Source organism: Serratia sp. HRI (assembly GCF_010119335.3).
Classification (GTDB): Bacteria; Pseudomonadota; Gammaproteobacteria; order Enterobacterales; family Enterobacteriaceae; genus Serratia; species Serratia nevei.
In genome coordinates this window covers 297066-316015 of the sequence record NZ_CP083690.1, presented here as the reverse complement: position 1 = coordinate 316015, position 18950 = coordinate 297066, and the positions used below count along the sequence as shown (strand labels likewise).

Here is an 18950-nt window from a genome sequence, read left to right as displayed (position 1 = left end):
ATTTACTGTGCCACTACACTCGGGGTATCTGTCGTTTTCGTTGAGAATGAAGATCTGCCGGCCGGCGAGTGTTGACTGCTCCGCTGGTGGGGTTGCAGTGATGGTAGCCTACATCGTTCCTAGCCGTTTCACTTATCATGGTGATACAATCACCTTTCCGTTATGGCGTAACAACATAGTACATTTCAAATTGTGTACATATGAGTGTACATATCTGGCAGGGTAAAGCTGGATAGCGTCGATAACATCATGTAGTTAAACAATATTGTATTTCTTCATGTGATCTGTCGTGTGGGTCACCACTGTAGATAAGGAATTATTAATGCCTGTTATTACTCTTCCTGACGGTAGTCAGCGTCATTTCGACCACCCCGTTTCCCCGATGGATGTCGCGCGCGATATCGGCCCTGGCCTGGCGAAAGCCTGTATCGCCGGCCGCGTCAACGGCGAGCTGGTTGATGCCGGCGATCTGATCGAATCAGATGCGCAGCTGGCCATCATCACCATCAAAGATGAAGACGGTCTGGAAATCATGCGCCACTCCTGCGCGCACCTGCTGGGTCATGCGATCAAGCAGCTGTGGCCGGATACCAAAATGGCGATCGGTCCAGTGATCGACAACGGTTTCTATTATGACGTGGATATCGACCGCACCCTGACGCAGGAAGACCTGGATCTGCTGGAAAAGCGGATGCACGAGTTGGCCGATAAGGATTACGACGTCATCAAGAAGAAGGTCAGCTGGCAAGAAGCCCGCGACACCTTCGCTGAGCGCGGCGAAATCTACAAAGTGGCGATCCTGGATGAGAACATCAGCCATGACGATCGTCCTGGCCTGTATCACCACGAAGAATACGTCGACATGTGCCGTGGCCCGCACGTGCCGAACATGCGTTTCTGCCACCATTTCAAGCTGCAGAAAACCTCCGGCGCTTACTGGCGCGGCGACAGCAAAAACAAAATGCTGCAGCGTATCTACGGCACCGCCTGGGCAGACAAGAAGCAGCTGAACGCCTACCTGCAGCGTCTGGAAGAAGCGGCCAAGCGCGATCACCGCAAGATCGGCAAACAGCTCGACCTGTATCACATGCAGGAAGAAGCGCCGGGCATGGTGTTCTGGCACAACGACGGTTGGACTATCTTCCGCGAGCTGGAAGCCTTCGTGCGCATGAAGCTCAAAGAGTACCAGTACCAGGAAGTGAAAGGTCCGTTCATGATGGACCGCGTGCTGTGGGAAAAAACCGGCCACTGGGAAAACTACAAAGACGCCATGTTCACCACCGCGTCGGAAAACCGCGAATACTGCATCAAGCCGATGAACTGCCCGGGGCACGTGCAGATCTTCAACCAGGGCCTGAAGTCGTACCGCGATTTGCCGCTGCGCATGGGCGAGTTCGGCAGCTGCCACCGCAACGAGCCATCGGGCTCCCTGCACGGCCTGATGCGCGTGCGTGGCTTCACGCAGGATGACGCCCACATCTTCTGTACCGAAGAGCAGGTGCGTGCCGAAGTGAACGAATGCATTCGCATGGTCTATGACGTGTACGGTACTTTTGGCTTCGACAAGATCGCCGTCAAGCTGTCTACGCGTCCGGAAAAACGCATCGGCACCGACGACATGTGGACCCGTGCGGAAGAAGACCTGGCCGCCGCGCTGACCGAGAACGGCATTCCGTTTGAATATCAGCCGGGTGAGGGGGCCTTCTACGGACCGAAAATTGAATTTACCCTGCATGATTGTTTGGATCGCGCATGGCAATGTGGTACCGTGCAGCTCGATTTCTTCTTGCCGGGCCGTTTGGGCGCCTCGTACGTTGGCGAAAACAACGATCGCGTCGTGCCGGTAATGATTCACCGCGCCATTTTGGGCTCCATGGAACGCTTCATCGGTATCCTGACCGAAGAATACGCTGGGTTCTACCCGACCTGGATCGCCCCGGTGCAGGTGGTGGTGATGAATATCACCGACAGCCAGTCTGATTACGTCCAGCAATTGACCAAAAAACTGCAGGATGCAGGTATTCGCGTGAAAGCGGACTTGAGAAATGAGAAGATTGGCTTTAAAATTCGCGAACATACTTTACGTCGAGTCCCTTACATGTTGGTGTGCGGCGACAAAGAGGTCGAAGCAGGCAAAGTTGCCGTTCGTACCCGCCGTGGCAAAGACTTGGGAAGCCTGGACGTAAACGAAGTCGTAGACAAGCTGCTGAAAGAGATTCGCAGCCGTAGTCTTCATCAACTGGAGGAATAAAGTATTAAAGGCGGAAAACGAGTTCAACCGGCGCGTCCTAATCGCATTAACAGAGAAATTCGCGCGCAAGAAGTTCGCCTAACCGGCGTCGATGGCGAGCAGATTGGTATTGTCAGTCTGAATGAAGCTCTTGAAAAAGCTGAGGAAGCGGGCGTTGATTTAGTAGAAATCAGCCCAAATGCCGAACCGCCAGTTTGCCGAATCATGGATTACGGCAAATTCCTCTACGAGAAGAGCAAGTCGACGAAAGAACAGAAGAAGAAGCAAAAAGTTATCCAGGTTAAGGAAATCAAATTCCGTCCTGGTACCGATGATGGCGACTATCAGGTCAAACTACGCAACCTGATTCGCTTTCTGGAAGATGGCGATAAAGCCAAAATCACCCTGCGTTTCCGTGGGCGTGAGATGGCGCACCAGCAGATCGGTATGGAAGTGCTTAACCGCGTCCGTAAAGATCTGTGTGAAGATATGGATCTGGCAGTGGTCGAATCCTTCCCTACGAAGATCGAAGGCCGCCAGATGATTATGGTGCTCGCTCCTAAGAAGAAACAGTAAGGCTTACAAGTAATGGAACCCGCGCGACGCTTGCGCCGTGTGGGTTTTATTCGCCCAACTGATTCGTTGTTTAACAATGCGAAGTGGATTTAATTAAAATGCCAAAGATTAAAACTGTACGTGGTGCAGCCAAGCGCTTCAAAAAAACCGGCAGCGGTGGTTTTAAGCGTAAACATGCCAACCTGCGTCATATTCTGACCAAAAAAGCAACCAAGCGTAAACGTCACCTGCGTCCGAAAGGCATGGTGTCTAAAAACGATCTGGTCCTGGTTACCGCGTGCCTGCCGTACGCATAAGCCATTTTTTTTGAATTTAGAATAAGACTTTAGGAGAGAGCATATGGCTCGCGTAAAACGTGGTGTAATTGCACGCGCACGTCACAAGAAAATTATGAAGCAGGCGAAAGGTTACTACGGTGCCCGTTCGCGCGTATATCGTGTTGCCTTCCAGGCAGTAATCAAAGCAGGCCAGTATGCTTACCGTGACCGTCGTCAACGTAAGCGTCAGTTCCGTCAGCTGTGGATTGCACGTATCAACGCAGCTGCTCGTCAGAACGGTCTGTCTTACAGCAAGTTCATCAACGGCTTGAAAAAAGCGTCGATCGAAATTGACCGTAAGATCCTGGCTGACATCGCAGTCTTCGACAAAGTGGCCTTCGGCGCACTGGTTGAGAAAGCGAAAGCAGCTCTGGCGTAAGTCAGTAGAAGAGGGAGCTTGCTCCCTCTTTTAATCTTTGTTTTCAGCGACAAATATTGACTTTTATTGGCTGCCGCTATATCACTGGTGGGCAATCATCGACAAGGTACCGTAATCATGCACGCAGCTATTTTTCGTTTCTTTTTTTACTTTAGCGCCTGACTTCAGGAGGCTTTGCGCGTAAGAAAAGAAACGAAAAGTAGCGCCTAAGCCTCCCTCGTGGAGGCTTTTTTGTTTTTGGCCATCGTCCCGCCTTGCAAAGCGTTGCGGTGAGAGCGGCAGGCGTTGAGCGAGCCTTGTGCCTCGCTGGTGAGTCGCCTGGCCGGCAACGTATTGAAAAGTCTTTGAAGATTGCTCAAAGGCGTGTTCGAATAATAGATAACAATTACTTAGGGCCATCCCGGCCAGAGGAAGAGGAAAGCAATGCCACATCTCGCAGAGCTGGTTGCCAATGCCAAGGCAGCCGTAGAAGATGCCCAGGATGTTGCCGCGTTAGATTTGGTACGCGTCGAATATTTTGGCAAGAAAGGTCATTTCACCTTGCAGATGCAGTCTCTGCGCGACGTACCGGCGGAAGACCGTCCGGCGGCCGGCGCGGTGATCAACCAGGCCAAGCAAGAGGTGCAAGACGCGCTGAACGCGCGTAAGAACGCGCTGGAAAGCGCCGCGCTCAACGCGCGCCTGGCGGCTGAAACCATCGACGTGTCCCTGCCGGGCCGTCGCATGGAGAACGGTGGCCTGCATCCGGTGACCCGCACCATCGACCGTATCGAAACCTTCTTTGGCGAGCTGGGCTTCTCCGTTGCCACCGGCCCGGAGATTGAAGACGATTACCATAACTTCGACGCGCTGAACATTCCAGGGCATCACCCGGCGCGCGCCGACCACGACACCTTCTGGTTCGACGCCACGCGTCTGCTGCGCACCCAGACGTCCGGCGTGCAGATCCGCACCATGAAGAACCAGCAGCCGCCGATCCGCATCATTGCGCCGGGCCGCGTTTATCGTAACGACTACGATCAGACGCACACCCCAATGTTCCACCAGATGGAAGGGCTGATCGTCGATAAAGACATCAGCTTCACCAACCTGAAGGGCACGCTGCACGATTTCCTGAACAACTTCTTTGAAGAAGACCTGCAGGTTCGTTTCCGTCCGTCCTACTTCCCGTTCACCGAGCCGTCCGCTGAAGTGGACGTGATGGGCAAGAACGGCAAGTGGCTGGAAGTGCTGGGCTGCGGCATGGTGCATCCGAACGTGCTGCGCAACGTGGGCATCGATCCGGAAGTTTACTCCGGCTTCGCCTTCGGCATGGGCATGGAGCGCCTGACGATGCTGCGTTACGGCGTCACCGACCTGCGCGCATTCTTCGAAAACGATCTGCGTTTCCTCAAACAGTTTAAGTAAGGCGGGAATATCACATGAAATTCAGTGAACTCTGGTTGCGCGAGTGGGTAAACCCGGCCATCAGCAGCGAAGCATTATCCGATCAAATCACCATGGCCGGCCTGGAAGTGGACGGCGTGGATCCGGTTGCCGGCGCGTTTAACGGCGTCGTCGTGGGCGAGGTGGTCGAGTGCGGCCAGCACCCGAACGCCGACAAACTGCGCGTCACCAAGGTTAACGTAGGCGGCGATCGCCTGCTCGACATCGTCTGCGGCGCGCCAAACTGCCGTACCGGCCTGAAAGTGGCGGTCGCCACCGTGGGCGCGGTGCTGCCGGGCGATTTCAAAATCAAGGCCGCCAAGCTGCGTGGTGAACCTTCGGAAGGCATGCTGTGCTCGTTCTCCGAGCTGGGCATTTCCGACGATCATGACGGTATCATTGAGCTGCCGCTGGATGCGCCGATCGGCACCGACATCCGCGACTATCTGAAACTGAACGACAACACCATCGAGATCAGCGTCACGCCGAACCGCGCCGACTGCCTGGGCATCATCGGCGTTGCGCGCGACGTGGGCGTACTGAACCAGGTTGCGCTGACCGAGCCGGACATGAGCCCGGTAGCCGCCGCCATCGACGCCACGCTGCCGATCCGCGTTGACGCGCCGCAGGCGTGCCCACGCTATCTGGGCCGCGTAGTGAAAGGCATCGACGTCAAGGCGCCAACCCCGCTGTGGATGCGTGAAAAACTGCGTCGCTGCGGTATCCGTTCTATCGATGCCGTGGTTGACGTCACCAACTATGTGCTGCTGGAGCTTGGCCAGCCGATGCACGCCTTCGATCTGAGCCGCATCGACGGCGGCATCGTGGTGCGCATGGCGGAAGAAGGGGAAACCTTGACGCTGCTGGACGGCAACGAAGCCAAACTGAACGCCGACACCTTAGTGATCGCCGATCATCAAAAAGCGCTGGCGATGGGCGGCATCTTCGGCGGCGAGCATTCCGGCGTCAACGGAGAAACTCAGGACGTGCTGCTGGAGTGCGCCTTCTTCAGCCCGCTGTCGATCACCGGCCGCGCGCGCCGTCACGGCCTGCACACCGATGCTTCTCACCGCTATGAGCGTGGCGTCGATCCGGCGCTGCAGTACAAAGCGATGGAGCGCGCCACGCGCCTGCTGCTCGACATCTGCGGCGGCCAGGCCGGCCCGGTTATCGACGTGACCGATGAAAACGAACTGCCGAAGCGCGCTACCATCACGCTGCGCCGCGAGAAGCTGGATCGTCTGATCGGCCACGTGGTGCCGAGCGAGCAGGTTAGCGACATTCTGCGCCGCCTGGGTTGCCAGGTAACCGAACAGGGCGACAGCTGGCAAGCGCTCGCGCCGAGCTGGCGTTTCGATATGGAGATCGAAGAGGATTTGGTGGAAGAAGTGGCGCGCGTTTACGGCTACGACAACATCCCGGATGTGCCGGTTCGTGCCGATCTGGTGATGACCCAGCATCGCGAAGCCGATCTGACGCTCAAACGCGTGAAGACCATGCTGGTGGATAACGGCTACCAGGAAGCGATCACCTACAGCTTCGTCGATCCGAAAGTGCAGGCATTGCTGCATCCGAATGAAGAAGCGCTGATCCTGCCGAGCCCGATTTCGGTCGAGATGTCGGCGATGCGTCTGTCGCTGTGGACCGGCCTGCTGTCTGCGGTGGTGTATAACCAGAACCGCCAGCAGACGCGCCTGCGCCTGTTTGAAAGCGGCCTGCGCTTTGTGCCTGATAGTGCGGCAGATCTGGGTATCCGTCAGGACGTCATGCTGGCAGGCGTGATCGCCGGCCATACGCACGATGAGCATTGGGATCTGGCGCGCAAGCCCGTCGACTTCTATGATTTAAAAGGGGATCTGGAGTCTGTTCTCGAGCTGACCGGTAAATTATCCGAAATTCAGTTCCGGGCGGAAGCCAATCCGGCCCTGCATCCAGGGCAAAGTGCGGCGATTTATTTGCACGGCGAACGCGTAGGTTTCATCGGTGTGGTTCACCCGGAACTTGAACGTAAACTGGATCTTAACGGCCGCACCGTGGTGTTTGAACTGGAGTGGAACAAGCTTGCGAGCCGCGCCGTGCCTCAGGCGCGGGAGATTTCGCGCTTCCCGGCAAACCGCCGTGATATCGCCGTTGTGGTGGCTGAAAACGTCCCTGCAGAAGATATTTTGGCCGAGTGTAAGAAAGTTGGCGCAAATCAGGTAGTTGGCGTAAACTTGTTTGACGTGTACCGTGGCAAGGGCGTGGCAGAAGGTGACAAGAGCCTGGCTATCAGTCTGGTATTGCAGGATACCGCTCGTACACTGGAAGAAGAGGAGATAGCCGCTACCGTTGCAAAATGCGTAGAGGCTCTAAAACAGCGATTCCAAGCATCCTTGAGGGATTGAACCTATGGCGCTTACTAAAGCTGAAATGTCAGAACACCTGTTTGAGAAGCTTGGGCTTAGCAAACGGGACGCCAAAGACCTGGTGGAACTGTTCTTTGAAGAGGTCCGTCGGGCCCTTGAGAATGGCGAACAGGTAAAACTGTCGGGTTTTGGCAACTTTGATCTGCGTGACAAGAACCAACGTCCGGGGCGTAACCCGAAGACCGGCGAAGACATTCCGATTACGGCGCGCCGCGTGGTGACCTTCCGTCCGGGGCAGAAGCTGAAAAGCCGGGTAGAAAACGCCAGCCCGAAAGGGTGAGTGACGTGACATCAAAAAAGGCCGCTTGCGCGGCCTTTTTCTTTTTTTGGGAAAATTCAGTTTATTCCTAATGGGCAATGTAAGAATTAAAATTATTCATTAAAGCACTACGGCAAAAATTTATTTAATCTTATTTGCGGAATATTCTTATATCTTATTTTGTGTGATGGGTGGTCTTATTTTTCATTTCAATAACGGCCATAATAATGGCCTGGGCCGTCGCCGCGGTGGCCGCCGCCCCAGTGCGGGCCCCAGCAGCAGGCGCTGAGGCTTGGGGCCAGGGCCACAACGGCCAGCAACATACCTATACGTTTAATCATCTTATTATCCTCCGGTGGGAATCCATTTAATTATAATTGTCTTGCGGCTTGAGAGACGTCAGTTATTCGTTAAACCTTGTCAGTGGTTATGATAATTAAAGGCGGCGGCAAACAGTGTAGAGATTGTGTAAGGCCGTCGAAAACGATCTGAAAATAGGCATCGATGAGATAGTCGTTAAATAAGCACGCTGATATAACCACTGCAGCAAGAAAAATAGAGTGAGAAGGTAAAATGAAAAAGATCCTGTTGCTGGTGTGTTTCCCACTGTTGCTGCCGCTGGCGGCGCAGGCCGATGTGTCCGTCGATATCAACGTGCCGGGCGTTTCCCTGCATCTGGGGGATCAGGACCGTCGCGGCTACTACTGGGATGGCTACGACTGGCGTCCACCGCAGTGGTGGCATGCGCACCAGGGCCGCGGTCTGGGTGAGCGCAATGCGCGCGGTTTGTATTGGGACGGCGGACGCTGGCAACCTTCGCCGCCGCGTGGCTATGAGCATCGCGAGCCGGAACGCAGCGGCAATCCGTTCCACGGCGATCGCGATAATCGCGACCGCCGTCATGACGATCGGGGTGACCATGATCGCCGCGATGACGGCCGCGGTCAGCCTTATCCGCCGGGCAACGCCGGCCCACATCGTTAATCCCTGAGTTTATCGGCGGCTGGTTTTGCCATCATCATGGTGATGACGGGCAGGGCCAGCCGCTGCTTTCCTGCGCCATCGCCTACGCAAGGCTTCCCCTTGCGGCGTTAACCCCCTAATATTCGACTCAGACGTCAATTATCCGGCCACGACAGCGGCCGGCAGGGAACCGCCGCGCCATGCCAACCAGCCGTACTTTCACCTTACTGTTGCAACATCAGCGCTACCGCGATAAACGCCAGGTCACTCTGCTGGCGCTGGGCGTGACGGTGGCGTTGCTGTTCAGCCTTTGCGCCGGTGATCAATGGATATGGCCGTCAGAGTGGTTCAGCGATCGGGCGCAGCTGTTCGTTTGGCAACTGCGTTTACCGCGCGCGCTGGCGGTGATGCTGGTCGGCGCCGCCCTGGCGGTGGCGGGCGCGGTGATGCAGGCGCTGTTTGAAAACCCGCTGGCGGAGCCCGGTCTGCTGGGGGTGGCTAACGGCGCCGGCGTCGCGCTGGTGTTGACGGTGCTGTTAGGGCACGGTTTGTTGCCGGTGGCGCTGATGAGCGCCGCCGCGATAGCCGGTGCGCTGGCGATGACCTTTTTGCTGCTGGGCTTCGCTCGGCGTCGGCGCCTGACCAATGCGCGGCTGTTGCTGGTTGGCGTGGCGCTGGGCATCGTGTGCAGCGCGCTGATGACCTGGGCGGTCTATTTCAGCACCAGCCTCGATCTGCGGCAGCTGATGTACTGGATGATGGGCGGTTTTGGCGGCGTCGACTGGCGGCAAAAGTGGCTGGTGCTGGCGCTGCTGCCGGTGCTGCTGTGGCTTTGCGGCCAGGGCAGAGCGCTCAACCTGATGGCGCTGGGCGAGGTACAGGCGCGGCAACTTGGGCTGTCGCTGCATCTGTGGCGTAATTTGCTGGTGCTGGCGATCGGCTGGCTGGTCGGCGTCAGCGTGGCGCTCGCCGGAGTGATTGGTTTTGTTGGGTTGGTGATCCCGCATATTTTGCGGCTCACCGGCCTGACCGACCAGCGCTATCTGCTGCCGGCCTGCGCGCTGGCGGGAGCCGGGGTGTTGCTGGTGGCCGATGTGATCGCCCGCGTTGCGCTGCTGGCGGCCGAGCTGCCGATCGGCGTGGTGACCGCCACGCTGGGGGCGCCGCTATTTATCTGGTTACTGACCCGACAAAGGGCGTAAGGTAGTTTTCTTCATTCACCTGCCATTAAAAAACCAAAGGATGACAACCGATGAGCAAGCCAATCTACAACCTGCCGTTACACACCATCGAAAATCAGGCGACCACGCTGGGCGCTTACCAGGGCAAGGTGCTGCTGGTGGTCAACGTGGCTTCAGAGTGCGGCCTGACCAAGCAATATGAAGGGCTGGAAGCGCTGTACGAAACCTATCGCGATCGGGGGCTGGAAGTTTTGGGGTTCCCGTCCAATGAATTCCTGGGCCAGGAGCCGGGCAGCAACGAAGAGATCCTGGCGTTTTGCCGCGGCACCTTCGGTGTGCAATTCCCGATGTTCGCCAAGATTGAGGTGAACGGCGAACATCGGCATCCGCTGTACCAGGCGCTGATTGCCGCGCAGCCGGATGCTGTCGCACCGGAGGGCAGCGAGTTCCTGGCGCGGATGACCAGCAAAGGGCGGGCGCCGAAGCACGCCGGCGATATTCTGTGGAACTTCGAGAAATTCCTCGTTGCGCGCGACGGCACGGTGATCCAACGCTTCTCGCCTGACACCACGCCGGAAGATCCGGCGCTGGTGGCGGCGGTAAAACAAGCGCTGGCAGGATAAGACGGATGCTGCAACTCGTCGAGGTTGGGGTGGCGGGGCGCCTGGCGCCTTTTTCGGCACAGATTGAAGGCGGGTTGCAGGTTCATCTGATCGGCCCAAACGGCGCCGGGAAGAGCACCCTGCTGGCGCGGGTAGCCGGCATGCTGCCGGGGCTGGGCGAGGTTCGCCTGGACGGGCGCGCGCTGGCCGATTATCCGGGTAACGCGCTGGCATGCCGGCGCGGCTATCTTAGCCAGCAACAGCCGCCGGTGTCGCTGATGCCGATGTTCCAGTATTTGGCCTTGCACCGGCCAGCGGCAGCGGCGCAAACCGATGTGGAACACGCCATTCTCTATTTGTGCCAGCGGCTGAGGCTGGTGGATAAGCTGTCACGCATGCTGACGCAGCTCTCCGGTGGCGAATGGCAGCGGGTGCGGCTGGCGGCGGTGTTGCTGCAGGTGTGGCCCAGCGTCAATCCGCACAGCCGGCTGTTGTTGCTGGATGAGCCGACCAACAGCCTGGACGTGGCGCAGAAAGTCGCGCTGGATCGCCTGCTGCGGGAATTTTGCCAGAGCGGGCGCAGCGCGCTGGTGTGCGCGCACGATCTGAATCATACCTTACAGCAGGCCGATCGGGTTTGGTTGCTGCACGCCGGGCGGCTGGTGGCACAGGGGGCCACGCGTGAGGTGATGGCGCCAACGCTGCTGTCGCAGATCTATGAAGTGGACTTCCACCTGCAATGGGTGGGGGACCAGCGTTGGATCATGACCCGCACGGCTTGAGTCGCGGCGGCGGCGGGGCGTAACGTAAACGAAAACTAAACGCAGTGAATATAAATAGCCGGGTAATCATCGGTTAATATTGGGCTGCCTCTCATTTTCTTATCGATTTTCTTGAAAAACGTCGATGACGTGCTACGCTTGATTCGGCAAAAATGAAATACGTAAATAATTATTAATAAATATAAGAAACTGATTTTAATAATGATTTTAAATAGATGATGGCGACACCCACCAATCAGTTGACCCACTGATGACAAGTCTCGTCTTAAGGTTTAGTTAAGCTTGCGGCCTTACATTGGCAGTTAATCCACGGAAACGATTCTTCTCTGGCGTTTAATATCCGTTAAACGAAAGGGATTTACAGTGTCATCAAAAGCAGTTCGATACGTTTGGGGTTAACTATGGATCAATTTTTGCCTTTCTCTCGTCCGGCCATCGGCGATGAAGAAATCGCCGCGGTAGAGAAAGTGTTGCGTTCCGGTTGGATCACCACCGGGCCGCAAAACCAGCAGCTGGAAAGCGACTTCTGTTCCACCTTCGGCTGTAAGCATGCGATCGCCGTCAGCTCCGCCACCGCGGGCATGCACATCACGCTGATGGCGCTGGGCATCGGCCCCGGCGACGAAGTCATCACCCCTTCGCAAACCTGGGTTTCCACCCTCAACATGATCGAGCTGCTGGGCGCCATGCCGGTCATGATCGACGTTGACCGTGATACGTTGATGGTCAGCGCCGCCGATGTTGAGGCTGCCATCACCCCGAAAACCAAAGCGATTGTTCCGGTGCACTACGCCGGCGCTCCTTTGCAGATGGACGCGCTGCGCGCTGTGGCCGAACGCCACGGTCTGCCTTTGATCGAAGACGCCGCCCATGCGGTCGGCACGCGCTACAACGGCGAATGGGTCGGTGCGCGCGGCACGGCGATTTTCTCGTTCCACGCCATTAAAAACGTGACCTGCGCCGAAGGCGGCCTGATCGCCACCGACGACGATGCGCTGGCGGATCGCCTGCGTTGCCTGAAGTTCCACGGTCTGGCCGTCGATGCCTTCGATCGTCAGCAGCTTGGCCGCAAACCGCAGGCCGAAGTGGTGGAACCGGGTTACAAATACAACCTGTCCGACATTCACGCGGCGATCGCCGTGGTGCAACTGTCGCGCTTCGCTGAGCTGAACGCGCGCCGTAAGGCGCTGGCACAGCGCTACCTGAGTGCGCTGGAAGGCTCACCGTTCCAACCGTTGGGCGTGCCGGATTACCCGCATGATCACGCCTGGCATCTGTTTATGGTCCGTGTCGATCCTGAGCGTTGCGGCATCGATCGCGATCGGTTGATGGAGCGCCTGAAAGAGGTTGGCGTCGGCACCGGGCTGCATTTCCGCGCCGCGCATACCCAGAAATTCTACCGTGAGCGTTATCCGCAGCTTTCCTTGCCGAATACCGAATGGAACTCGGCGCGGCTGTGCACTTTACCGCTATTCCCTGATATGACCGACGCCGACGTGGATCGCGTGGTCAATGCCTTGTCTTCTGTTGTGGAGTCTTTACGTGTCTCGCGTTGAACCGATTAAAAAAGTGTCGATAGTCATTCCGGTATACAACGAGCAGGAAAGTCTGCCGGCGTTGCTGGAGCGTACTACCGCCGCTTGCAAGCAGTTATCTCAACCTTATGAAATCATCCTCGTCGACGATGGCAGCAGCGACAGCTCCGCGGACATGCTGACCGCGGCGGCGGAAAAGCCGGACAGCCACATCATCGCCGTTTTGCTGAACCGCAACTATGGCCAGCACTCGGCGATCATGGCCGGTTTCAACCAGGTGACCGGCGATCTGGTGATTACGCTGGATGCCGATCTGCAGAACCCGCCGGAGGAGATCCCTCGTCTGGTCAGCGTGGCGGAAGAGGGCTATGACGTGGTGGGCACCGTGCGCGCCAACCGTCAAGACTCCTGGTTCCGCAAAAGCGCTTCGCGCGTGATCAACATGATGATTCAACGCGCCACCGGCAAGTCGATGGGGGACTACGGCTGCATGCTGCGCGCCTACCGTCGTCATATCGTTGAGGCGATGCTGCACTGCCACGAGCGCAGCACCTTTATCCCGATTCTGGCGAACACCTTCGCCCGTCGCACGACCGAGATCGACGTGCGTCACGCCGAGCGCGAGTTTGGCGATTCCAAGTACAGCCTGATGAAGCTGATCAACCTGATGTACGACCTGATCACCTGTCTGACCACCACCCCGCTGCGTTTGCTCAGCGTGGTCGGCAGCATCGTGGCGTTGTCCGGGTTTGTGTTGGCGCTGGTGCTGATTGCGCTGCGTCTGCTGCTCGGCCCTGAATGGGCCGCCGGCGGCGTGTTCACCCTCTTCGCCGTGCTGTTCACCTTTATCGGCGCCCAGTTTGTTGGCATGGGGCTACTGGGTGAATACATCGGCCGCATCTATACCGACGTGCGCGCACGTCCTCGCTATTTTGTTCAGAAAGTGGTCGGCGTACAGCAGGACCACAATACTCAGGAAGAAGAATGATGAAAGCTATTGTATTTGCTTACCATGATATTGGCTGCGCAGGTCTGAAAGCGCTGACTGAGGCGGGTTACGACGTGCAGGCCGTATTCACGCACACCGACGACCCTGGTGAGAACAACTTCTTCTCCTCCGTGGCCCGTTTGGGTGCCGAATTGGATCTGCCGGTCTATGCGCCGGAAGACGTGAACCACCCGCTGTGGGTTGACCGCATTCGCGATCTGCAGCCGGACGTGATCTTTTCGTTCTACTACCGCCACATGCTGAGCGACGAGATCCTCTCGCTGGCACCGCAGGGCGGCTTCAACCTGCACGGTTCGCTGCTGCCGCATTACCGTGGCCGCGCCCCGGTGAACTGGGCGCTGGTGAACGGCGAAACCGAAACCGGCGCCACGCTGCACAAGATGGTGAAACGCCCGGATGCCGGCGACATCGTCGGTCAGCAGAAAGTGACCATCGCCGACAGCGACACCGCGCTGACGCTGCACAAAAAAGTGCTGGAAGCCGCGCAGGCCGTATTGAAAGAGCAGTTGCCGAAGCTGAAGAACGGCACCGCCACCTTCACTAAGCAGGATGAGTCTCAGGCCAGCTACTTCGGCCGTCGCACCGCGGCGGACGGCGAGATCCTGTGGCACAAGTCCGCCAAAGAGATCAACAACCTGGTACGCGCCGTCACGGAACCGTACCCGGGTGCCTTCAGCTACCTCGGCCAGCGCAAGCTGATCGTCTGGCGCTCTCGCGTGTTGGATACCCAACACGACAAGCAGCCGGGCACCGTACTGAGCACCTCGCCGCTGGTCATCGCCTGTGGCGAAGGCGCGCTGGAGATCGTTGCCGGTCAGAACGACAGCGGCCTGTACGTGCAGGGCAGCCGCCTGGCGCAGGAGATGGGCATCGTCACCGACGTGCGCCTGGCCGCCAAGCCGAACGCCGTAATGAAACGCCGCACTCGCGTGCTGATCCTCGGGGTTAACGGCTTCATCGGTAACCACCTGACCGAGCGCCTGCTGCGTGACGATCGCTACGACATCTACGGCCTGGATATCGGTTCTGACGCCATCAGCCGTTTCCTCGACAACCCGCGTTTCCACTTCGTGGAAGGCGACATCAGCATCCACTCCGAGTGGATCGAGTATCACATCAAGAAATGCGACGTGGTGCTGCCGCTGGTGGCGATCGCGACGCCGATCGAATACACCCGTAACCCGCTGCGCGTGTTCGAGCTGGACTTCGAAGAGAACCTGAAGATCGTTCGCGACTGCGTGAAATACAACAAGCGCATCATCTTCCCGTCCACCTCAGAAGTGTACGGCATGTGCGACGACAAAGAGTTCGACGAAGACCATTCGCGCCTGATCGTCGGGCCAATCAACAAACAGCGCTGGATCTACTCGGTCTCCAAACAGCTGCTGGATCGGGTGATCTGGGCTTACGGCGCTAAAGAAGGTCTGAAGTTCACGCTGTTCCGTCCATTCAACTGGATGGGGCCGCGTCTGGATAATCTGGACGCTGCGCGTATCGGCTCTTCCCGTGCCATCACCCAGCTGATCCTCAACCTGGTGGAAGGTTCGCCGATCAAACTGATGGACGGCGGCGCGCAGAAACGTTGCTTCACCGACATCAACGACGGCATCGAAGCGCTGTTCCGCATCATCGAGAACCGCGACGGCCTGTGCGACGGCCAGATCGTCAACATCGGCAACCCGACCAACGAAGCGAGCATCCGCGAGCTGGCGGAAATGCTGCTGGAAAGCTTCAACAACCACCCGCTGCGCGACCGCTTCCCGCCGTTTGCCGGCTTCAAGGACGTTGAGAGCAGCAGCTACTACGGTAAAGGTTACCAGGACGTTGAGCACCGCACGCCGAGCATCAAGAACGCTCACCGCCTGCTGGGCTGGCAGCCGACCATCGAGATGAAGCAAACCGTCGCCGATACGCTGGACTACTTCCTGCGCACTACCGTTCAGGAAGGGAACGGTGCATGAAGAAAGTCGGTCTGCGGGTTGATGTAGATACCTTCAGCGGCACCCGTGAAGGGGTGCCGCAGTTGCTGGACCTGTTCGACAAGTACGACATTCAGGCCAGCTTCTTCTTCAGCGTGGGACCGGACAACATGGGGCGCCATCTTTGGCGCCTTTTGCGTCCGAAATTTCTGTGGAAAATGCTGCGTTCGAACGCCGCCTCGCTGTACGGGCTGGACATTCTGCTGGCCGGCACCGCCTGGCCGGGGCGCAACATTTCACGCGCGTTGGGGCCGCTGATGAAGCGTACCGCCGAAGCCGGCCATGAAGTCGGGCTGCACGCCTGGGATCACCAGGGGTGGCAGGCCAAGGTCGGCAAGTGGAGCGAGGCGCAGCTGACCGAACAGGTGCAGCTGGGCGTCGATGCCCTGAGCGCCAGCACCGGCCAGCCGGTGAAATGCTCCGCCGTGGCGGGCTGGCGTGCCGATACGCGCGTGCTGGAGGTCAAGCAACGCTTCGGCTTCCATTACAACAGCGATTGCCGCGGCACCCATCCGTTCCGTCCGGTGCTGAGCGACGGGCGTCACGGCACGGTGCAGATCCCGGTGACGTTGCCGACCTTCGACGAAGTGATCGGCAGCGAAGTCAGCATGGCCGACTTCAACGACTACATTCTGCGCGCCATCGAGAACGATCGCGGCGTGCCGGTGTACACCATTCACACCGAAGTGGAAGGCATGTCGCAAGCGGCGATGTTCGAACAGTTATTGCAACGCGCACGGCAGCAGGGCATCGAATTCTGTCCGCTTAGCGCGCTGTTACCACAAGATTTGGCGTCACTGCCGTTGGGCCGCATCAAGCGTGCTCCTTTCCCCGGCCGCGAAGGTTGGCTGGGCTGTCAAACCGATGTGAAGGACGTTACATGAAGGCGCTAAAAGGATCCTGGGCCATTCTGCTGGCCGTTTTTTTTGCTCTGGTTTACCTGATCCCACTTAACGGCCGCCTGCTGTGGCAGCCGGACGAGACGCGTTATGCCGAGATCAGCCGTGAAATGCTGCAGCGCGGCGATTGGGTTGTGCCGCACCTGTTGGGGCTGCGCTACTTCGAAAAGCCGGTGGCGGGTTACTGGTTCAATAACATCAGCCAGTGGCTGTTCGGCGAAAACAACTTTGCGGTGCGCTTCGGTTCGGTGTTCAGCACCGGCATGACCGCACTGTTGGTGTTCGCGCTGGCGATGCTGATGTGGCGCAATGCGCGCCGCGCCAGCCTGGCGGTGCTGATATTCCTGTCGATGGTGCTGGTGTTCAGCATCGGCACCTACAGCGTGCTGGATCCGATGATCTCGCTGTGGCTGGCGGCAGCGATGGTCAGCTACTACCTGACGCTGAAAGCCACCTCGGTCAAAGGCAAGCTGGGCGCCTACGCGCTATTGGGCTTGGCCTGCGGCATGGGCTTTATGACCAAGGGCTTCCTGGCGCTGGCGGTGCCGGTGATCGCGGTGATCCCGATCGTCATCCAGCAACGTCGTATCAAGGATCTGCTGTGCTACGGCCCGGTGGCGATCGTGACCGCTACGTTGCTCAGCCTGCCGTGGGCGCTGGCGATCGCGCAACGCGAACCCGATTTCTGGAATTACTTCTTCTGGGTCGAACATATTCAGCGTTTCGCCGAAGATAACGCCCAGCACAAGGCGCCGTTCTGGTATTACCTGCCGATCCTGCTGGCGGCGGTGCTGCCGTGGCTGGCGCTGCTGCCCGGTGCGCTGCTCAAGGGTTGGCGCGAACGCGTACAGCGCCCGGAGCTGTTCTTCCTGCTGAGCTGGGCGATGATGCCGCTGATCTTCTTCAGCATCGCCAAAGGCAAGCTGCCGACCTACATTCTGCCGTGCATGGCGCCGCTGGCGCTGCTGATGACCGCCTATGCGGAAGACTACGCCGCCACCCTGCGCGCCAGACTGTTCAAGGCCAATGCCTGGCTGAACGGCCTGTTCGGGCTGATCGGCATCGTGGCGCTGGTGGTGTTGAGTTCCGGCCTGCTGCCGAAAGCCCATCTGTTTACCGCGCAAGAGTGGCCGAAGGTGGTGCTCGGCCTGATCGCCTTCGGCGGTTGGCTGCTGTTCGCGCTGGTTTCCGCACGCGATAACGGCCGTCAATGGCGCTGGGCGGCGGCCTGCCCGGTATTGCTGTGCCTGGTGATCGGCTACGCCATCCCGCAACAGGTGACCGATTCCAAGCTGCCGCAGAACTTCGCGCGCACCACCATGGCCGAGCTGGGCGACAGCCGTTACGTGCTGACCGACAGCGTCGGGGTAGCGGCCGGTTTGGCCTGGGAACTGAAGCGTAGCGACGTGCTGATGTACAGCCAGAAAGGCGAGGTAGCTTATGGTCTGGAGTATCCGGACGCCAAAGGCCACCTGATCAGCGACGCCGACTTCCCGCAGTGGCTGGCGCAGGCGCGCAAGCAGGGGAACGTGTCGCTGGTGCTGCAGCTGTCCCGTGGCGAAGCGCTGCCGCAGGAACTGCCTGCCGCAGACAAGGTGGATCGCATGAATCGCCTGGTGCTGATGTGGTATAAACAGCAACCATGATCGGTTTTCTGTTAGTGATAGTGGTCAGCCTGCTCACCTGCGGTGGGCAGCTGTGCCAGAAGCAGGCGGCGCACTGTTGGGAGCGGGCGGACGAAGCGCGGCTGAAGCAGACGCTGCGTTGGCTGGCGCTGGCGGTGCTGCTGCTGGGGCTGGGCATGGCGGTGTGGCTCAATGTGCTGCAACGCCTGCCGCTCAGCCTGGCTTACCCGATGCTCAGCCTGAACTTCGTGATGGTGACGCTGGCGGCGCGCTGGCTGTTTCATGAGCCGACGACCGCTCGCCACTGGTGCGGCGTGGCGTCGATTATGCTGGGGATCCTGCTGATGAGCGTGCATTCATGAAGGGCTATGCCTGGGGCGCTGCCAGCGTACTGCTGGTGACGCTGGCGCAGTTGCTGATGAAGTGGGGCATGGTGCAGATCCCGCTGATGTCGTTCGCCGACGTCTCGTTGGCGTTGATCGGCGACTACTGGCTGCCGCTTCTGGCGGTGGGCGGCGGCATCTTCGGTTATGCGCTGTCGATGCTGTGTTGGTTCTTTGCGCTGCGCCACCTGCCGTTAAACCGCGCTTATCCTCTGCTGAGCGTCAGCTACGCGCTGGTCTATCTGGCGGCGGTGATCCTGCCGTGGTTTAACGAATCCGCTACGCTGCTGAAAACGTTGGGCACGCTGTTTATTCTGTTCGGCGTCGGGCTGATTAACAGCAAACCCAAGACAAAATCGCCGGAATAGGGTCAAAACCGGCGATCCTGCTATTATCTCCCT

At 58.4% G+C, this 18950-nt stretch carries 20 protein-coding genes and 1 other annotated feature; of the genes, 19 read left to right on the top strand and 1 reads right to left on the bottom strand.

The features are described from left to right. The first annotated feature begins 322 nt into the window (after positions 1 to 322). The 8 genes from thrS to ihfA all read left to right on the top strand — a co-directional run bounded on the left by thrS (position 323) and on the right by ihfA (position 7612). Positions 323 to 2251 (top strand): threonine--tRNA ligase, encoded by a 1929-nt coding sequence (gene thrS / locus GF111_RS01565; RefSeq protein ID WP_025159696.1) that lies wholly within the window; start codon positions 323 to 325, stop codon positions 2249 to 2251. A gap of 3 nt (positions 2252 to 2254) precedes the next feature. Further along, positions 2255 to 2806, top strand: coding sequence for a translation initiation factor IF-3 (gene infC, locus GF111_RS01560; RefSeq protein WP_048233542.1), 552 nt, complete (start codon positions 2255 to 2257; stop codon positions 2804 to 2806). Between the two features lie 98 nt (positions 2807 to 2904). Then, positions 2905 to 3102 (top strand): 50S ribosomal protein L35, encoded by a 198-nt coding sequence (gene rpmI, locus GF111_RS01555; RefSeq protein ID WP_004931418.1) that lies wholly within the window; start codon positions 2905 to 2907, stop codon positions 3100 to 3102. Positions 3103 to 3145: 43 nt separating this feature from the next. Beyond that, entirely contained in the window at positions 3146 to 3502 is a 357-nt protein-coding gene (gene rplT / locus GF111_RS01550; RefSeq protein WP_004931417.1) for a 50S ribosomal protein L20, read from the top strand. 113 nt (positions 3503 to 3615) lie between these two features. After that, positions 3616 to 3738 (top strand) — a sequence feature (Phe leader region). Continuing rightward, positions 3620 to 3664 carry a pheST operon leader peptide PheM gene (gene pheM, locus GF111_RS01545; protein WP_121626058.1) on the top strand — a complete coding sequence of 15 codons (45 nt, stop codon included), beginning with the start codon at positions 3620 to 3622 and terminating at the stop codon, positions 3662 to 3664. It overlaps the preceding feature by 45 nt. Before the next feature lie 187 nt (positions 3739 to 3925). Then, positions 3926 to 4909, top strand: a complete 984-nt coding sequence (pheS, locus tag GF111_RS01540) for a phenylalanine--tRNA ligase subunit alpha (protein WP_004931416.1) — start codon at positions 3926 to 3928, stop codon at positions 4907 to 4909. Positions 4910 to 4923: 14 nt separating this feature from the next. Then, positions 4924 to 7311, top strand: coding sequence for a phenylalanine--tRNA ligase subunit beta (gene pheT / locus GF111_RS01535; RefSeq protein WP_038871085.1), 2388 nt, complete (start codon positions 4924 to 4926; stop codon positions 7309 to 7311). Between the two features lie 4 nt (positions 7312 to 7315). After that, the gene (gene ihfA / locus GF111_RS01530) at positions 7316 to 7612 is read left to right on the top strand and encodes an integration host factor subunit alpha (protein ID WP_004931414.1); all 297 of its coding nucleotides are present in this window, start codon (positions 7316 to 7318) and stop codon (positions 7610 to 7612) included. Positions 7613 to 7800: 188 nt separating this feature from the next. Here ihfA and GF111_RS26680 read toward each other — a convergent pair whose 3' ends face one another. Next, positions 7801 to 7932: a hypothetical protein gene (locus GF111_RS26680; RefSeq protein WP_038871082.1), complete on the bottom strand. Its 132-nt coding sequence runs from the start codon at positions 7930 to 7932 to the stop codon at positions 7801 to 7803. A gap of 232 nt (positions 7933 to 8164) precedes the next feature. Here GF111_RS26680 and GF111_RS01525 point away from each other — a divergent pair, with 232 nt between their 5' ends. The 11 genes from GF111_RS01525 (at position 8165) to arnF (ending at position 18917) form a co-directional block, all read left to right on the top strand. Beyond that, positions 8165 to 8575: a DUF2502 domain-containing protein gene (locus GF111_RS01525; protein WP_038871079.1), complete on the top strand. Its 411-nt coding sequence runs from the start codon at positions 8165 to 8167 to the stop codon at positions 8573 to 8575. 179 nt (positions 8576 to 8754) lie between these two features. After that, a complete protein-coding gene (gene btuC, locus GF111_RS01520; RefSeq protein ID WP_147191364.1) occupies positions 8755 to 9756 on the top strand; it encodes a vitamin B12 ABC transporter permease BtuC in 1002 nt (333 codons plus the stop codon). Positions 9757 to 9806: 50 nt separating this feature from the next. Continuing rightward, positions 9807 to 10358, top strand: coding sequence for a glutathione peroxidase (locus GF111_RS01515; RefSeq protein WP_038871073.1), 552 nt, complete (start codon positions 9807 to 9809; stop codon positions 10356 to 10358). Between the two features lie 5 nt (positions 10359 to 10363). Beyond that, on the top strand, positions 10364 to 11119 hold the full coding sequence (btuD, locus tag GF111_RS01510) for a vitamin B12 ABC transporter ATP-binding protein BtuD (protein WP_038871070.1): 756 nt from the start codon (positions 10364 to 10366) through the stop codon (positions 11117 to 11119). A 401-nt stretch (positions 11120 to 11520) separates the two neighbouring features. Next, entirely contained in the window at positions 11521 to 12675 is a 1155-nt protein-coding gene (gene arnB / locus GF111_RS01505) for a UDP-4-amino-4-deoxy-L-arabinose aminotransferase (protein ID WP_038871067.1), read from the top strand. Beyond that, complete coding sequence (arnC, locus tag GF111_RS01500) at positions 12662 to 13642, top strand: undecaprenyl-phosphate 4-deoxy-4-formamido-L-arabinose transferase (RefSeq protein ID WP_047727671.1); 981 nt, start codon at positions 12662 to 12664, stop codon at positions 13640 to 13642. The genes arnB and arnC overlap by 14 nt, the downstream gene beginning before the upstream one ends. Then, positions 13642 to 15624 carry a bifunctional UDP-4-amino-4-deoxy-L-arabinose formyltransferase/UDP-glucuronic acid oxidase ArnA gene (arnA, locus tag GF111_RS01495; RefSeq protein WP_047730733.1) on the top strand — a complete coding sequence of 661 codons (1983 nt, stop codon included), beginning with the start codon at positions 13642 to 13644 and terminating at the stop codon, positions 15622 to 15624. The genes arnC and arnA overlap by 1 nt, the downstream gene beginning before the upstream one ends. Continuing rightward, a complete protein-coding gene (gene arnD, locus GF111_RS01490; RefSeq protein ID WP_047727670.1) occupies positions 15621 to 16526 on the top strand; it encodes a 4-deoxy-4-formamido-L-arabinose-phosphoundecaprenol deformylase in 906 nt (301 codons plus the stop codon). The genes arnA and arnD overlap by 4 nt, the downstream gene beginning before the upstream one ends. Next, the gene (arnT, locus tag GF111_RS01485; RefSeq protein WP_060435074.1) at positions 16523 to 18187 is read left to right on the top strand and encodes a lipid IV(A) 4-amino-4-deoxy-L-arabinosyltransferase; all 1665 of its coding nucleotides are present in this window, start codon (positions 16523 to 16525) and stop codon (positions 18185 to 18187) included. Before arnD ends, arnT begins: the two co-directional genes overlap by 4 nt. Further along, the gene (gene arnE / locus GF111_RS01480; RefSeq protein ID WP_033642887.1) at positions 18184 to 18528 is read left to right on the top strand and encodes a 4-amino-4-deoxy-L-arabinose-phosphoundecaprenol flippase subunit ArnE; all 345 of its coding nucleotides are present in this window, start codon (positions 18184 to 18186) and stop codon (positions 18526 to 18528) included. Before arnT ends, arnE begins: the two co-directional genes overlap by 4 nt. Next, on the top strand, positions 18525 to 18917 hold the full coding sequence (gene arnF, locus GF111_RS01475) for a 4-amino-4-deoxy-L-arabinose-phosphoundecaprenol flippase subunit ArnF (RefSeq protein WP_038871054.1): 393 nt from the start codon (positions 18525 to 18527) through the stop codon (positions 18915 to 18917). The genes arnE and arnF overlap by 4 nt, the downstream gene beginning before the upstream one ends. Positions 18918 to 18950: the final 33 nt, after the last annotated feature.

Excerpts from the sequence above, each read along its gene's own strand:
- thrS (WP_025159696.1), top strand. The coding sequence starts at position 323 with ATGCCTGTTATTACTCTTCCTGACGGTAGTCAGCGTCATTTCGACCAC.
- rpmI (WP_004931418.1), top strand. The coding sequence starts at position 2,905 with ATGCCAAAGATTAAAACTGTACGTGGTGCAGCCAAGCGCTTCAAAAAA.
- rplT (WP_004931417.1), top strand. The coding sequence starts at position 3,146 with ATGGCTCGCGTAAAACGTGGTGTAATTGCACGCGCACGTCACAAGAAA.
- pheS (WP_004931416.1), top strand. The coding sequence starts at position 3,926 with ATGCCACATCTCGCAGAGCTGGTTGCCAATGCCAAGGCAGCCGTAGAA.
- pheT (WP_038871085.1), top strand. The coding sequence starts at position 4,924 with ATGAAATTCAGTGAACTCTGGTTGCGCGAGTGGGTAAACCCGGCCATC.
- ihfA (WP_004931414.1), top strand. The coding sequence starts at position 7,316 with ATGGCGCTTACTAAAGCTGAAATGTCAGAACACCTGTTTGAGAAGCTT.
- GF111_RS26680 (WP_038871082.1), bottom strand. The coding sequence starts at position 7,932 with ATGATTAAACGTATAGGTATGTTGCTGGCCGTTGTGGCCCTGGCCCCA.
- GF111_RS01525 (WP_038871079.1), top strand. The coding sequence starts at position 8,165 with ATGAAAAAGATCCTGTTGCTGGTGTGTTTCCCACTGTTGCTGCCGCTG.
- btuC (WP_147191364.1), top strand. The coding sequence starts at position 8,755 with ATGCCAACCAGCCGTACTTTCACCTTACTGTTGCAACATCAGCGCTAC.
- GF111_RS01515 (WP_038871073.1), top strand. The coding sequence starts at position 9,807 with ATGAGCAAGCCAATCTACAACCTGCCGTTACACACCATCGAAAATCAG.
- btuD (WP_038871070.1), top strand. The coding sequence starts at position 10,364 with ATGCTGCAACTCGTCGAGGTTGGGGTGGCGGGGCGCCTGGCGCCTTTT.
- arnB (WP_038871067.1), top strand. The coding sequence starts at position 11,521 with ATGGATCAATTTTTGCCTTTCTCTCGTCCGGCCATCGGCGATGAAGAA.
- arnA (WP_047730733.1), top strand. The coding sequence starts at position 13,642 with ATGAAAGCTATTGTATTTGCTTACCATGATATTGGCTGCGCAGGTCTG.
- arnD (WP_047727670.1), top strand. The coding sequence starts at position 15,621 with ATGAAGAAAGTCGGTCTGCGGGTTGATGTAGATACCTTCAGCGGCACC.
- arnT (WP_060435074.1), top strand. The coding sequence starts at position 16,523 with ATGAAGGCGCTAAAAGGATCCTGGGCCATTCTGCTGGCCGTTTTTTTT.
- arnE (WP_033642887.1), top strand. The coding sequence starts at position 18,184 with ATGATCGGTTTTCTGTTAGTGATAGTGGTCAGCCTGCTCACCTGCGGT.
- arnF (WP_038871054.1), top strand. The coding sequence starts at position 18,525 with ATGAAGGGCTATGCCTGGGGCGCTGCCAGCGTACTGCTGGTGACGCTG.